Source organism: Micromonospora sp. LHW51205 (assembly GCF_003315815.1).
GTDB lineage: Bacteria > Actinomycetota > Actinomycetes > Mycobacteriales > Micromonosporaceae > Micromonospora > Micromonospora chalcea.
In genome coordinates, this window is sequence record NZ_QMEZ01000004.1 from 461999 (window position 1) to 477624 (window position 15626).

At 71.9% G+C, this 15626-nt stretch carries 11 protein-coding genes; 5 read left to right on the forward strand and 6 right to left on the reverse strand.

The features are described 5' to 3' along the window. Positions 1 to 52: 52 nt before the first annotated feature. The 6 genes from DQE82_RS18125 to DQE82_RS18150 form a co-directional block, all read right to left on the reverse strand. The gene (locus tag DQE82_RS18125; RefSeq protein ID WP_043325207.1) at positions 53 to 841 is read right to left on the reverse strand and encodes an ATP-binding cassette domain-containing protein; all 789 of its coding nucleotides are present in this window, start codon (positions 839 to 841) and stop codon (positions 53 to 55) included. Beyond that, positions 841 to 2097, reverse strand: a complete 1257-nt coding sequence (locus DQE82_RS18130; protein ID WP_064447401.1) for an alanine racemase — start codon at positions 2095 to 2097, stop codon at positions 841 to 843. The genes DQE82_RS18125 and DQE82_RS18130 overlap by 1 nt, the downstream gene beginning before the upstream one ends. A gap of 19 nt (positions 2098 to 2116) precedes the next feature. Continuing rightward, positions 2117 to 3097 carry an ABC transporter permease gene (locus tag DQE82_RS18135; protein ID WP_030499606.1) on the reverse strand — a complete coding sequence of 327 codons (981 nt, stop codon included), beginning with the start codon at positions 3095 to 3097 and terminating at the stop codon, positions 2117 to 2119. Then, positions 3098 to 4063 carry an ROK family protein gene (locus DQE82_RS18140; RefSeq protein WP_113973284.1) on the reverse strand — a complete coding sequence of 322 codons (966 nt, stop codon included), beginning with the start codon at positions 4061 to 4063 and terminating at the stop codon, positions 3098 to 3100. Then, a complete protein-coding gene (locus DQE82_RS18145; RefSeq protein ID WP_043325210.1) occupies positions 4063 to 5055 on the reverse strand; it encodes a phosphotriesterase in 993 nt (330 codons plus the stop codon). The genes DQE82_RS18140 and DQE82_RS18145 overlap by 1 nt, the downstream gene beginning before the upstream one ends. 109 nt (positions 5056 to 5164) lie before the next feature. Further along, entirely contained in the window at positions 5165 to 6280 is a 1116-nt protein-coding gene (locus tag DQE82_RS18150) for a substrate-binding domain-containing protein (protein ID WP_113973285.1), read from the reverse strand. Positions 6281 to 6623: 343 nt separating this feature from the next. Here DQE82_RS18150 and DQE82_RS18155 point away from each other — a divergent pair, with 343 nt between their 5' ends. The 5 genes from DQE82_RS18155 to DQE82_RS18175 all read left to right on the forward strand — a co-directional run bounded on the left by DQE82_RS18155 (position 6624) and on the right by DQE82_RS18175 (position 15624). Continuing rightward, positions 6624 to 7811 (forward strand): ROK family transcriptional regulator, encoded by a 1188-nt coding sequence (locus DQE82_RS18155; protein WP_064447530.1) that lies wholly within the window; start codon positions 6624 to 6626, stop codon positions 7809 to 7811. Positions 7812 to 8164: 353 nt separating this feature from the next. Beyond that, positions 8165 to 9496, forward strand: coding sequence for a cellulose binding domain-containing protein (locus DQE82_RS18160; protein ID WP_113973286.1), 1332 nt, complete (start codon positions 8165 to 8167; stop codon positions 9494 to 9496). 329 nt (positions 9497 to 9825) lie between these two features. Further along, positions 9826 to 11301, forward strand: a complete 1476-nt coding sequence (locus tag DQE82_RS18165) for an arabinofuranosidase catalytic domain-containing protein (RefSeq protein WP_043325214.1) — start codon at positions 9826 to 9828, stop codon at positions 11299 to 11301. 50 nt (positions 11302 to 11351) lie between these two features. Then, positions 11352 to 13760, forward strand: a complete 2409-nt coding sequence (locus tag DQE82_RS18170) for a ricin-type beta-trefoil lectin domain protein (protein WP_113973287.1) — start codon at positions 11352 to 11354, stop codon at positions 13758 to 13760. 124 nt (positions 13761 to 13884) lie between these two features. After that, complete coding sequence (locus DQE82_RS18175; protein ID WP_113973425.1) at positions 13885 to 15624, forward strand: family 43 glycosylhydrolase; 1740 nt, start codon at positions 13885 to 13887, stop codon at positions 15622 to 15624. The last annotated feature ends 2 nt before the right edge of the window (positions 15625 to 15626 follow it).

Here is a 15626-nt window from a genome sequence, read left to right on the forward strand (position 1 = left end):
TGACCCCGGGAGGGACACCCGGGGTCATCGTGCGCGCGGTCGGCCGCGCGGTTCAGGGGCGGGCGGTCTCCTCGGAGGCGCCGGTGATCATCGAGACGATCTCGTTGCGGCTGGTCCCGGTGATGCCGCGGACGCCGACCTGGCGTCCCCGGCGCAGCACCGCCACCCGGTCCGCGATCCGGAACACCTGGTCCAGGTTGTGGCTGACGACGAGCACGGCGGCGCCCCGCTCCCGCAGCTTCAGGATCAGCTCCTCCACCTTGGCGGTCTCGGCCACGCCCAGCGCCGCTGTCGGCTCGTCCATCAGCACCAGGCCGCTGGCCCAGTGGGTGGCGCGGCAGATCGCCACCGCCTGCCGCTGGCCGCCGGACAGGTCCCGGATCGTCGCCTTCGCGCTGGGGATGCGTACGTCCAGCGCGTCCACCAGATCCTGGGTCTCCCGGGCCATCCGGCGCCGGTCGAGCAGGCGCAGCGGGCCACGGGTGAGTTCCCGGCCCAGGAACATGTTCATGTAGACCGGCTGCGAGTCGGCCAGGGCCAGGTCCTGGTAGACCACCTCGACCCCCTGCCGGCGGGCGTCGGAGGCGTCCCGGAACGTCACCGGCCGCCCGTGCATCTCCAGCTCACCCTCGGTCGGCTGGTACACGCCGGAGATGATCTTCACGAGGGTGGACTTGCCGGCGCCGTTGTCGCCGACCAGGGCGGTGATCTCCCCGGCGGCCAGTTCCAGGTCGAAACGCTCGATCGCGACGACGCCGCCGAACTGCTTGCGGATGCCGCGCAACCGCAGCGCCGGGGCGCCCGCCCGGGTCGCGTCGTCCTTGTGGGTGACGGTGCTCATCATGCCCTCCCTGTGCGGCGAGCCGCCTGGATGCCGGGGCCGTCGCCCGCGGCGGTGTCCTCCAACCCGATCGGCGCCGAGCCGTCGGCGGCGTACACCCCGGCCACGGCCGGCGCGCCGGACCGGATGCCGGTCACGCCGGCGGTCAGCGCCCGGGTGACGAACGCCTGCGGCCGGAAACCGAACAGGACCGTGTCACCCGGGGCGCACCCCGGCGCCGCGCTGACGTCGGCCATCGCGTAGTAGTCGATCGCCTCCGGCGCGGGCATCTCCACGTCGACCAGGTACGCGTCGTCGAGACCACCGCCCCGGGGCACGATCAGCGCCCGGGTGCCGCCCAGGCCGAGCACCGGGTCGACGTAGAGGCCGCCACCGAAGACGTACGCCCGACCGTCCCACAGGTGCGACACCTCGCTGACGTAGAGCACGGCGGGCTCCTCGACCAGGTCGGTCACCGCGTGCCAGGGCGTCGTGCCGGTGAGCCCGTGGCCGGGCTCGACCTGCGTCACGCCGGCCTCGGCCAGCGTGGCCAGGATCGCCGCCGACGTCGTACCCGGGGCGTTGATCTCGACGTGCGACCGCCCGGCGGCGCGCAGCGCGGCGGCGGCGCGTCGCAGGGTGCCGAGGTTGGGCGTCGGCACGACCCGTCCGGCGGCCGGGTCGAACAACTGGGTCGGGAAGCTGGTGACACCCGCGAACCGGGCGCCGGGAAGGGCGTCGAGCCGGTCGGCGACCGCGACGATCTCGTCGGCCGCCCAGCCGCCCTCATGGCCCCGGTAGAAGCGGTCGCCGGGCGCGGCGATCCGGGCGAGCAGCGCCTGCTCCCGCCCGGCCGCCGCGCTCGCGCCCGCCGCCTCGGCGGCCTTGGCGTCGTTGAAGACCGTCCAGTACGCGGGCGCGAGCGCGGCGGCGACCGCCGCCTCGTGCCGGGGGATCTGCACCAGGTGACCGAGGTGACCGATGCCGAGCCCGCCGTGCCGGTCGGCGAGCGCGCACTGGAGGTCGACGCCGACCGCCTCGGTGATGCCCGCGTCGCGGACCGTCCGGCAGAAGTCGGGGTTGCGCCCGACCTGCTTGGTCATCGCGTAGACCGACAGACCGAAGCGGTCGGCCTCGCGGCGGATGGCGGCGGCGTTCGCCGCGACCGTGTCGAGGTCCAGCGCGTAGGAGTTCGCCGGCAGGTCACCGCTGTCGTGCAGGTGCGCGGCGGCGGCGAGCAGGCCCGGATTGCGGCGTCGCAGCAGGTCCAGAAACATGCGGTTGCTTCCTTCCGGGTCAGCTTCGCCGCTCGCGCAGCGAGAGGGAGACGGCCACCAGGATGATCGCGCCGCGCGCCATCATCTGCTGGGACACGGACAGGCCGGCCAGGATCAGGCCGTTGTTGAGCATGCCCATCAGCAGGCTGCCCAGCACCGCGCCGACGATCGAGCCCTTGCCGCCGAAGAGGCTGGTGCCGCCCACGATCACGGCGGCGATCACGGACATCAGGTCGGCCTCGCCGAGGGTGTACCGGGCGCCCTGGAGGCGTCCGGCGTACAGCAGGCCGGCCAGGGCGGCGCACATCGCGCTGCCCATCAGCACCATGATCTTGACGCGGATCACCTTGATGCCGCTGACCCGGGCCGCTGCCACGTTGTCGCCGATGGCGAGCGTGTGCGCGCCGTACCGGGTCTGGCGCAGCACCAGGTACCCGACCACCGCCGCCGCCACCGACCAGAGCACCAGCCCGGGGATGCCGAGGATCTCGCCCTGGCCGAAGAAGGACAGGAACGCGTCGTTGCTGACCGGCACCGACTGCAGGCCGGTGACCTCGCGGGCCAGGCCCGCCACCGCGCCCATGGTGGCGAGCGTGACCAGGAAGGAGGGCAGCCGGACCAGGGTGACGAAGACGCCGTTCACCAGGCCGACCGCCGCGCCGGCGGCGAGACCGGCGGCCACCCCGAGCAGCATGCTGTCGGTCTCCCGCAGCGTCACCGCGCCGACCAGCGCGGAGAGCGCGACGACCGAGCCGATCGACAGGTCGATCTCGCCGGCGGCCAGCACGAAGACCAGCCCGACCGCCATGATCGTGATGGGCGCGGTCTGGATGACGATGTTTGTGAGGTTGCTCGTGGTCAGGAAGCCGTTGCTGCCCTGGGTGACGGCGAAGAACAGGAACACGACCGCGAAGCCGATGTAGACCACGTAGTCGCGCCAGTTGATCCGGCGCCAGGCCGGGGCGGCGCTGGTCTTCACCGCCGCATCGGTGTGGGTCATCTATCGTCCCTCCGCTGTCTGGAAAGAGGTGGTCGTGCCGTCGTGGACGCCGGCCTCCCGGCGGGCGACCGCGACGGCGCCGAGCAGGCCGGCCCGGTCGCCGAGCAGGCTGGTCTTGATCAACGGAACGCCCGTGCTCAGCGCGGCGACCCAGCGCCGGACCGGCTCGACGAGCTCGGTCCGGGAGCCGATGCCGCCGCCCAGGATCACCGCCTCCGGGTCCAGGACGGCGGTGACCGCGACGACCGCCAGGGCGATCAGCCGGGCCTCCTCGTCGATGGCCGCCAGCGCGACCGGATCGCCGGCGACGGCCCGGTCGAAGACGTCGGGCACGCTCGCCTGCTCGCCGGACACCGCCCGGTACCGGGCGGCGAGGGCGGCGCCGGCGACGGCCTCCTCCAGCGCGCCCTTCACCTGGTTGCCCGGGTCGAACGGGTCGGTGCCCAGCGGCAGGTAGGAGATCTCCCCCGCCGCGCCGCGCGCGCCCCGGACCAGCTCACCGTTCAGCACGATGCCCATGCCGACTCCGGTGCCGACCGCCACGAACACGAAGTGCCGGTGGGTACGCCCGCTGCCCAGCCACCGCTCCCCGGCGGCGGCCATGTTGACGTCGTTGTCCAGCACGACCGGGTGCCCCAGGCGGCGGGTCAGCTCGGCCCGCACGTCGAGCGCCTCGAGGTCGGAGACGTTCGGCGACAGCTCGATCGCGCCGGTCGCCGGGTCGGGCACGCCGGGCAGGCCGATCGCGCTGGCCCGCACGTCGGACCAGTCGACGCCGGCCCGGGCGGCCAGTTGGCGCAGCAGCGTGTCGATCTGCGCGGCCACCGCCGTGCCGCCCCGGGGGTCGGTCGGCTGCACCTGCTCGCTCACGACGAGACCGTCGAGGTCGGCCAGCGCGGCCCGCAGCTTGGTGCCGCCGAGGTCGACGCCGGCGACGTAGCCGGACGGACGCGGATGCGCGGCCATCAGCCGACCGTCAGGAGTCGGGCCGGGTTGGCCGCCAGCATCTGGTCGATCGCCTCCGGCGGCACACCGAGGCGGGTGAGACCCGGCACGATCTCCCGGCCGAGGTAGGAGTAGCCGAGCCGGCCGTGCGTACGCGGGTTCAGGTACGCCTCCGCGCCGGTCAGGTCCATCGAGAGCAGGATCCGGTCGGCGTAACCGTCGCGGACCAGACCGGCGAGCATGTCGAGCCGGGCGCGGTCGGGCCGGTGGTACGCCCGCTTGCCGAACTCGCCCTCCGGCGGGTTCTCCGGCAGCGGGGCGAGCACGAAGTCCCAGAACTGCTTGCCGAGCGTGTCGAAGGCGATGTTGACGCCGGTGGCCAGCACCGCCCGCAGGTAGTCCGGGTCGGGGTTGATGTCCAGGTGGCCGATGACGACGCGGGAGGGGTCCATCTTCTCCTCGCGCAGGATCTCGACCTGCTCCAGCGCCATGGTGCCGTGCGTGGTGTGCGTGTTCAGCGCCAGGCCGGTGGCGACGGCGGCGCGGGCGGCGGCACGCAGGCACTTCTCCTCGTGCGCGGTGATCTCGTTCAGCCCGGTGGCCTGCTCGCCGAAGATGCCGACCTTGATCCCGGTGTCCCCGACACCGACGGTGGCGTCGGCGACGAAGCGTTCCCGCATCTCGTCGACGCTCGCGCGCAGCGCCCAGCCGGGCGAGTACGGCTCCAGGTAGATCGCCGATCCGGCGACCACGTGCAGGCCGGTACGCAGTGCCACCTCGCGCAGCAGCGTCACGTCGTGACCGACCACCTCGTACGGGGACAGGTCCACGATCGTGCCGAAGCCCAGCTCGGGCAGGTCGCGTACCGCCCCGGCGGCGAGGTCCGCGCGGTCGTCGGCGACGCCGCCGGACAGCCACGGCCCGGGCACCAGCGCGCCGAGGTGCTCGTGACTCAGCACCCGGCCGAGCGACTCGGGAGGCACCGGTCCGAGGACTGTCTGGACGTACCCCATGTGCTTCTTCCTCTCGTCTCGCGGTGCTCGCGGACCCGGCGGTGGGCCGGACCGCGCCCGGCGAGGTCCGGGGCCCGTTCGGCCGGGCCCCGGACCTCGCCGCCCGGCGTCAGTTGCCGAGCACCTCGGCCGGGGGCTCCTGGCCGTAGTCGTCGCGCCAGGCGTCGGCGATGTTGTCCTTGGTCGCGGCCATCGGCAATCCGACGACCAGCTCCGGGGCCTTCTTGCCGAGCAGGCCGTACGCGGCGACGACGCCCAGGTTCTGGCCGAGCCGGGTCGAGCCGTTGGCGACGATGCCGGCGACGTTGCCGCCCTTGACCATGTCGGCGGCGAGGTTCGCCTCCAGGTCGTTCGTGACGATCTTGACGTCGGTGCGGCCCTGCTGCCGGGTCGCGGCGAGCACGCCCTCGGCGGCGGTGGCCCAGGCGACGTAGACGCCCTTGAGGTCGGCGTGGCGGGTCAGCATCGCGGTGGCGATGTCCTCGGTGCGCGCCGGGTCGGAGAACCCGGCCTCCTCGACGATCTCGATGTCCGGGTAGAGGTAGCCCAGCCAGTCCTTGAACGCCTTGTCCCGCTGGTTGGTGAACCAGAAGTCGGCGTCGTGGTAGACGTAGCCGACCTTGCCCTTGCCGCCGAGCGCCTTGCCGAGCATCTCCGCGTTGGCCTTGCCGAACGCGGTCAGGTCGGCGGTGACGATGCCGACGATCTGCTGCCCGGACTTGTAGTCCTTCGGCGGGGTGGTCATCACGACGAGCTTGACGCCGGCGTCCACGGCGGGCTTGAAGGCGGCGGCCGCAGCGGTCGGGTCGACGGCGATGGTGACGATCAGGTCGGGCTTGAGCGCCAGCACGGTCTGCACGTTGTTGGCCTGCCGGGCGGCGTCGAACTCGGCGCTGGTGCTGGCGAGCACCTTGATGCCGAGCTGGTCGAACTCCTTGCGAACGCCGGACTCGACGGCCTTGGTCAGCGCGGAGCCCTCGTGCCAGACGAAGGCGGCGGAGTAGTTGCCGTCCTTGACCTTCTGCCGCTCCTCGTCGGTCAGCGAGAGCTGGTCGGCGGCGGTCGGCGTCTCGCCGCCGGGGCCGACGAACGACAGGCTGGGTTCGGTACGCGGGCCGCTCGACGCGCCGCCGCTCCCGGAGGTCTCGTTCGAGCAGGCGCCGACCATGAGCGCCAGGGCGCAGAGCGCGCCGAGGGCGGCGCCACGTCTACGGCTGAGAATCATTGCTCTTCCCTTCACAGCAACGGGGTCCGGAACCGGGATTCCGGACTGACACGGGGGTCCGATGCGACCGGCACGGCGCGTACGGGGGCACGCGCCGCCTCCCTGGGGCCGGCAACCTCTATTTCCGTTCAGGGTGAAAGTATTATCGCGGTCATCACAGTCCGTCAAGAGCGCTGGTCAGAGATTCGACCCACTCGGTTCAACCGTCACCACCGGCCTCACCTCGGAATTCAGTGGGATCCGTCGCCCGGGTGCGGGCCGGAAGACGACATGGTCCGGATGGTTGCTCATCCAGCGGCGCGGCTTTAACATTCGGGCGGAAAGAAAATCGGCGGAGGTGGGCGTGGAATCTCGAGCACCACGGGCGGCGAACCGGTCCACAGTGCTGGCCCACGTGCTGACCCACGGCCCGGTGAGCCGCACGGCCATCGGCCACGAGACCGACCTCTCCCCCGCCACCGTGTCGCGGATCGTGGAACAGCTGCTCGACGAGGGGCTGCTGACCGAGACCGACGGCGCACCCACCACCAACCGGGGCCGCCGGGCGACCCAGGTCGCGATCGCCGCCGGACGCGGCGTGGTCTGCGGCGTCGACGTCGGCGGCTCCAACGTCCGGCTGGTGGTCGCCGATCTCGCCGCCCGGCCGCTGACCGGCCGGACCGTGCCCACACCCGCCGACTACGACGCGCCCCGGCTGGCCCAGTGGCTGGCCGACCTGATCATGCGGACCGTCGGCGCCGACCGGGAGCGGCTCGACTGCGTAGCGGTGGGCCTGCCCGGCGCCGTCCGGCAGGGAGACCGCGCCGTCTCCAACGCCCCGAACCTGCCCCAGGTGGAGGACCCGCTGTTCCTGCGGCTGCTGGAGAAGCACCTGGGCGCCGCGGTCGAGGTCGACAACGACTCCAACTACGCGCTGCTCGGGGAACTGCGCTTCGGCGCCGCCCGGGACGCGCAGACAGCGGTGATGCTCACCATCGGGGCCGGACTCGGCGCCGGCGTCGCCATCGACCGCCGGCTGTTCCGGGGCCGCAGCGGCCTGGTGGGCGAGTTCGGCCACCTGCCGGCCGGCCCGCTCGGCGCGCCGCTCGAACGGATCATCAGCGGGTCCGGCATCCTCGCCCGCGCCCGCGAACTCGGCCTGTCGTTCGACAACGCGGCCGACGTGTTCCGCTCGGCCGACCCGCGACTGGCGCCGGTCAGGCAGTACGTCGAGCAGGCGCTGCTGGTGGTCCTCACCGCGGCGGTGGTCGCCTACGAACCGGAGGTGATCGTCCTCGGCGGCGGCGTCTCCCACGCGCTCACACCCGACCTGGTCCGGCTACGCGGCCGGCTGCACGAGATCGTGCCGGCCGCCGAGGCGGCAGTGCACGGCGCGGAACTCGGTGACCTCTCCGGCGCGCTGGGCGCCGTGGTCGCGGCGCTGCACACCGCGTACCGGCGGCTCGGGCTCGCCGAGGCGGACCTCGCCCGCGTTCCCCAGCCGGACGCCCTCGCCGGCTGCGACCTGCCGGCCCTGGCCGACCACGCCTGAGCAGGCGGCAGCGTCCCCGCCGGGCGCTGCTGTGAGCGTTCACCCGGCGGCCGGCCCGCTCCTTCTCCGGAACCGACCGGTTGAACATGTTATCGATAACCTGCTATGTTCCGGCACGGGAGCGAAGGGCACGCTCCCCGTCACCCCCGCAATCGGCACGGCGCACGAGGGTCCCCTCGCCGTCCGGCCGATCGGTGACCAGTCCGGGCCGCTCCGCCGATGCACGCCGACGCAGGCGGCCACCGGACGACTTCGGCCCAGCCGCACGCACGGCTCCGCGCCCTCTTCGCAGGCGACGTCGGCATCGACGGACGGCCCGGCCTGCACCACCACCCAGGGCAAGGAGTCCAGCAATGGCGAAACGAACATCCCTTCTCACCTCCGTCGCCGCCGCGGCCGTGCTCCTCGCGGCGGCGGCCGGCGGCGCGCTCAGCGCCGACCTCGGCGAGACGGCGCAGGCGTCGACAAACGGCACGCTCGCGGCGACCGCCGGCTGCGGCAAGGCGCCGACGCTGTCCAGCGGCACGCGCACCATCTCCAGCGGCGGGCAGAACCGCAGCTACATCCTGCGCATCCCGGACGGGTACGACCGCAACCACCCGTACCGGCTGATCTTCGGGTTCCACTGGCTGAACGGCTCGGCCAACAACGTCGCCTCGGCCGGCTACTACGGCCTGCTGCCGCTGTCGAACAACAGCACGATCTTCGTCGCGCCGCAGGGCATCGACAACGGCTGGGCCAACACCAACGGCCGGGACCTGACGCTGTTCGACGACATCTCCCGGCAGATCGAGAACGACCTCTGCGTCGACACGTCCCAGCGGTTCGCGCTCGGCTGGAGCTACGGCGGGGCGATGAGCTACGCGGTGGCCTGCGCCCGGCCCAACGTCGTCCGCGCGGTCACCGTCATCTCCGGCGCGAACCTGAGCGGCTGCAACGGCGGCACCCAGCCGGTCGCCTACTTCGGCATCCACGGCATCTACGACAGCGTGCTGAACATCTCCATGGGCCGCTCGCTGCGCGACACGTTCGTCCGGAACAACGGCTGCACCGCGCAGAGTCCGCGCGAGCCGAGCCGGGGCAGCCTCACCCACATCACCACCACGTACTCCGGCTGCCGCGAGGGCTACCCGGTGCAGTGGGCCGCGTTCGACGGCGACCACACCCCCAGCCCGGTCGACGGGTCGTCCAGCCCGAACGACTCCCGGACCTGGACCTCGGGGGAGATCTGGCGGTTCTTCAGCCAGTTCGCGTCCACCACGCCGCCGACCACGGCGCCGCCGACCACGGCGCCGCCGACCTCCGTGCCGCCGACCACGCCGCCGGTCACCACCGCACCGCCCACGACTCCGCCGGTCACGACCCCGCCGCCGGGTGAGCCGGGCGCCTGCACCGCGACCTACCGGACCGTGAACACCTGGCCGGGCGGCTTCCAGGCCGAGGTCACCGTGGCCAACAACGGCGCCACCACGCTCAACGGCTGGACCGTACGCCTGACCCTGGCCTCCGGCCAGGCGATCAGCAGCCTCTGGAACGGCGTCAACACGGGCACCACCGGCTCGGTGTCGGTCCGCAACGCCGACTACAACGGCACGGTCGGCGCGAACGGCTCGACCACGTTCGGGTTCACCGCCACCGGAAACGGGGCCACCGCGCCCAGCGGAGTCAGCTGCACCAGTCCCTGATCTCCGTACCGCCGAACCCCCGCACGGGGAGCCGGGCCGTGGGTGGCACGCCGCCGCCCTCGGCCCGGCACCGCCGGGACAACTGAGGTCCCGCCGGACGCCGGGATGTGCTCTAATTAACTCTGGTCGATGTTCGCGCTAACATTTGTGACCCCACAGGCCACCACCACCGACATGTCGGGGCCGCCGCCACACCACTGTTAGCGCTTACACCGACGGCCATCCACAACTCGCGAGGCACCGTGCCGGACGGTCGGGTGCTCGCGCGTATCCGAGGAGCCGTCATGGTGATCCCCCGTCCCCGGTCCGTCCGATCCGGACCACCGCGTATGACCATCTCCGCCCTGGTGCTCGTCCTGGCCGTCGCCGGCGCCGCCGTGGCCGCGCAGACCCGAAGCGCCGTGGCCGCCCCCGGGCCCGGCTCCATCGTGGGCGTGCAGTCCGGCCGCTGCGTCGACGTCCCCAACGGCAGCACCACGAACGGCACCCAGGTCCAGCTGTACGACTGCACCGGCGGCACGCCGCAGAGCTGGACGTACACGTCGGCGAAGCAGCTCACGGTGTACGGCAACAAATGCCTGGACGCCAACGGCCAGGGCACCAGCCCGGGCACGACGGTGATCATCTGGGACTGCAACGGCCAGGCCAACCAGCAGTGGAACATCACCTCGGCCGGCACCGTCACCGGTCAGCAGTCCGGGCTGTGCCTGGACGCGACGAACGCGGGCACCGCCAACGGCACCAGGATCATCCTGTGGACCTGCAACGGACAGGCAAACCAGCGGTGGAACGTCTCGACCACACCGTCGTCACCGCCGCCCACCTCGACGCCGCCGCCCGGCGGCCGGCCGTGCGACATCTACGCCGCGGGCGGCACCCCGTGCGTCGCGGCGCACAGCACCACCCGGGCGCTGTTCTCGGCGTACGGCGGCAACCTCTACCAGGTCCGCCGCTCCTCGGACAACGCCACCCGCAACATCGGGCTGGTGAGCGCGGGCGGCTACGCCGACGCCGCTGCGCAGGACGCGTTCTGCTCCGGTACGAGCTGCGTGATCACCGCCGTGTTCGACCAGTCGGGACGCGGTAACGACCTGTGGTACCAGGGCTCCGCGCAGGTCCCCGGCTCCACCTCCAGCCGGCCCGCGAACGCGACGAGCGAGTCGCTGACGGTCGGCGGCGCCCGGGCGTATTCCCTCTACATCAACCCTGGGAACAGCTACTGGCGGGACGGCCACCTGACCGGCGTCCCCACCGGCTCCGCCCCCGAGGGCATGTACATGGTGACCAGCGGAACCCACGTCAACAGCGGCTGCTGCTTCGACTACGGCAACAGCGAGACCACCCGCAGCGCCGACGCGGCGGGGGCGATGGACGCGATCAACTTCAGCACCAGTTGCTGGTTCGGCGGCTGCTCCGGCAGCGGCCCCTGGGTGCAGGCCGACCTGGAGTGGGGTCTCTACCCGGGCGGCAGCCAGTCCTGGAACCCGAACCAGCGGGCGTTCACCAACCGGTTCGTCACCGCCACCCTGAAGAACAACGGCACCTCGCGGTTCGCCATCAAGGGCAGCAACGCCCAGTCCGGCGGCCTCTACACGCTCTACGACGGGTCGTTGCCGGCCGGTTACAGCCCGATGCGTAAGCAGGGCGCGATCATCCTGGGCAGCGGCGGCGACTGCTGCAAGCCCGGCGGCGGCGCGAACCTCAGCGCCGGCACCTTCTACGAGGGCGCCATGGTCGCGGGCTATCCGTCCGACGCGACCGAGAACGCCGTCCAGGCCGACATCGTCGCCGCCGGCTACCGCTGACCGGCGAGCCACTCGGCGACCACACTCCGCATCTCCCGAAAGGACTCGTCATGTCCGAGCCGAGATGGATACGCCGACTGCTGGCGGCGTTCGCCGTCACCGTCCTGGCCGCCGCCGGCGGCCTGATCCTCACCGCCGGCCCCGCACAGGCCGCCACCTCGATCACCGTCAACGGCGCCTCCGGCGGCCAGACGTTCGACGGGGTCGGCGCGGTCAGCGGCGGCGGCGGCAACAGCCGGCTGCTGATCGACTATCCGGAGCCGCAGCGCGGGCAGATCCTGGACTACCTGTTCAAGCCCGGTTACGGCGCCGCGCTGCAGATCCTCAAGGTCGAGATGGGCGGCGACACCAACTCCACCAGCGGGTCCGAGCCGAGTCACGAGCACGTCCGGGGCGATCTCAACTGCAACCGCGGCTACCAGTGGTGGATCATGGAGCAGGCCAAGGCCCGCAACCCCGCCATCAAGCTGGCGGCCCTGCCGTGGGGCGCTCCCGGGTGGATCGGCAACGGCAACTTCATGTCCCCGGACATGATCAACTACTTCGTGGACTGGCTGGGCTGCGCGCGGCAGCACAACCTGACCATGGACTACATCACCGCCGCCCAGAACGAGAAGCGGACGGACGCGAACTGGACCATCAGCCTGCGCCAGGCGCTGAACGCCAACGGCTACAGCGGCGTGAAGATCATCTACGGGGACGACTACCCCGGTAGCTGGGGCCCGGCCAACGCCGTCGCCGGCAACGCCACGCTGCGCAACAGCATCGACGTGCTCAGCGGCCACTACCCGTGCGGCTACCTCAGCGCGCAGACCACCTGCACCGTGTCCTCGACAGCCACCTCCACCGGCAAGACGCTGTGGAACAGCGAGGGCGGCTCGCAGGACTACAACGACGGCGCCAAGCCGCTGGCCCGCGGCATCAACCGCGGCTACATCGACGGCCGGATGGTCGCCTACCTCAACTGGGACCTGATCGCCGCCATCACGCCGAACCTGCCCTGGTCCACGGTCGGGCTGATCCTGGCCAACCAGCCCTGGTCCGGCTGGTACTCGGTCGGCAAGAACACCTGGGCGCTGGCCCACACCACCCAGTTCACCGCACCCGGCTGGCGCTACCTGGACTCGGCCTCGGGCTACCTGGGCGGCAACCGCAACAACGGCAGCTACGTGTCGCTGCGCTCGCCCACCACCGGCGACTACAGCACCGTCATCGAGACCATGGACGCCACCGCGGCCCAGCAGGTCACCATGACCGTCACCGGCGGGCTGTCCACCGGCCAGGCGCACATCTGGGCCACGAACCTGAACTCGACAAACCCGAACGACTTCTTCGTCCGCACCGCGGACGTCACCCCGTCGGGCGGGTCGTTCACGTTCACCGCCCAGCCCGGCCACCTCTACACCGTCACCACCACGACCGGGCAGGGCAAGGGCACCGCCACCAGCCCGGCGCAGGGCTCGCTGGGCCTGCCGTACCGCGACGACTTCGACAGCTACGCCAGCGGGCGGTTCCCGAAGTACCTCCAGGACATGCAGGGCGCGTTCGAGATCGTCGGCTGCGGCGGCGGCCGGTCCGGCATGTGCCTGCGCCAGATGTCCGCGCAGGCGCCCATCACCTGGAAGACCCTCGCCGACCCGGCGACCTACGGCGGGAACCTGAGCTGGGGCAACTACACGGTCTCCGCCGACGTCCTGCTCGAACAGTCCGGCTACGCCCAGATCCAGGGCCGCGTCGGCAGCACCAACCTGGACCCGATCGGCCGCTACAACGCCTACTTCCTGCGGGTCACCGACGCCGGCGCGTGGTCCATCCTGCGCAACAACACCGCCGGGCAGCTCACCACGCTGCGCAGCGGGAACGTGGCGGCGCTCGGCACCAACCGCTGGCACAGCCTCGCGCTGGGCTTCGCCGGCACCACCATCACCGCCACCATCGACGGCGCCACGGTCGGCACGGCCACCGACTCCACCTTCGGCTCCGGCCAGGTCGGCTTCGGCACCAGCCAGGGCGAGACCGCGCAGTTCGACAACCTGTCGGTGGTCGCCGGCCCGGGCGGCAACCCCGGCGGTACGAGCGGCGCGTGGCTCAACCCCAACTCCAGCCGCTGCCTCGACGTGCCGAACCAGTCCCAGACCAACGGCACCCAGGTGACGTTGTGGGAGTGCAACGGCGGGACCAACCAGCAGTGGACGGCGACGTCGAGCCGGCAACTCCAGGTGTACGGGAGCAAGTGCCTGGACGCCGAGGGGCAGGGCACCTCGTCCGGCACCCGGGTGATCATCTGGGACTGCAACGGCGGCGCCAACCAGCAGTGGAACGTCAACACCGACGGCACGATCACCGGCGTCCAGTCCGGACTGTGCCTGAGCCCGAACGGCGGCGGGACCGGCAACGGCACCTCGATCATCCTGTCCGCCTGCACCGGCGCGAACAGCCAGAAGTGGAGCCGGGCGTGACGGCCCGACCCTCGCCGACCACACCATCCGCCGCGGCGCGGCCTACCCCGGGAGATGACCTGTGACGTCAACGCTATGGAGAACCGACCGCCGGACCAGACGATGGCTCGCTCTGGCGGTGACCATGCTCGCCCTGCTCGGGCTGGCCCCGGCCATCGCCGGCGGGCTGAGCCCGACCGCCGCCCGGGCGGACAACCCGATCGTGCAGACCATCTACACGGCCGACCCGGCCCCGCTCGTGTACAACAACCGGGTCTACCTGTACACCGGCCACGACGAGGACAACTCGACCTGGTTCACCATGAAGGAGTGGCGGGTCTACTCGTCCGACGACATGGTGAACTGGACCGACCACGGATCGCCGCTCAGCCTCGCCACGTTCAGCTGGGCCAAGCAGGACGCGTGGGCCGGCCAGGCGGTCCACCGCAACGGCAAGTTCTACTGGTACGTGCCGATGGTCGTGCGGGCCACCGGCCAGATGGGCATCGGGGTGGCGGTGGCGGACAGCCCCACCGGGCCGTTCCGGGACGCCATCGGGCGCCCGCTGGTGAGCAACGGTGAGATCGACCCGACCGTGTTCATCGACGACGACGGCCAGGCGTACCTGTACTGGGGCAACCCCCGCCTGTGGTACGTCAAGCTGAACGCGGACATGATCTCGTACTCGGGCAGCCCGACCCAGATCCCGCTGACCGCGGCGGGTTTCGGCGCACGGACCGGTGACGCGAACCGGCCGACCCTCTACGAGGAGGGTCCGTGGGTGTACAAGCGCAACGGCCTCTACTACATGGTCTTCGCGGCCAAGTGCTGCTCGGAGTTCATCGCCTACTCCACCGCGCCCGGGCCGCTGGGGCCGTGGACGTACCGCGGCACCGTCATGCCCACCCAGGGCAGCAGCTTCACCAACCACCCCGGCATCACCGACTACAAGGGCGGCTCGTACTTCTTCTACCACAACGGCGCGCTGCCCGGCGGCGGCGGTTTCACCAGGTCGGTGGCGGTGGAGAAGTTCTCCTACGGCGCTGACGGCTCGATCCCGACGATCAACATGACCACCACCGGCGCGCCGCAGATCGGCACGCTCAACCCGTACATCCGGCAGGAGGCCGAGACGAGCGCCTGGGCGTCCGGCGTGGAGACCGAGCCGGCCAGCGGCGGCGGGATGAACGTCGGCTTCATCGACAACGGCGACTACCTCAAGATCAAGGGCGTCGCCTTCGGGTCCGGCGCGACCTCGTACACCGCCCGGGTGGCCTCCGCGGGCAGCGGCGGCACCATCGAGCTGCGGCTGGACGGCACCAGCGGCCCGGTGGTGGGCACCTGCCGGGTGTCCGGCACCGGCGGCTGGCAGACCTGGGCCGACACGACCTGCGCGGTCAGCGGCGCCACCGGCACCCACGACCTCTACCTGCGGTTCACCGGCGGCAGCGGCTCGCTGTTCAACATCGACCACTGGCGGTTCACCCCCGCCGGGAGCACGCCGCCGCCCACCGACCCGCCGACCACCACGCCGCCGCCGATCGATCCCCCGCCGACCACTGCGCCGCCCACCACGCCGCCGCCGGGCGGTGGCGCCTGCACCGCCACCTACCGCACCACGAACTCCTGGTCGGGCGGCTTCCAGGCCGAGGTGACAGTCACGGCCGACGCCGCGGCGCTCAACGGGTGGTCGGTGCGGTGGAACCTGGCCGGTGGCCAGAGCATCAGCCAGGTCTGGAGCGGCACGCTGAGCACCAGCGGCTCCACCGCGACAGTCAGCAACGCCGCGTACAACGGCTCCGTGCCCGCGTCCGGCTCCACCACGTTCGGCTTCATCGCCAACGGCTCGCCGACCACCCCGTCCCTGACCTGCACCACCCCGTGAAA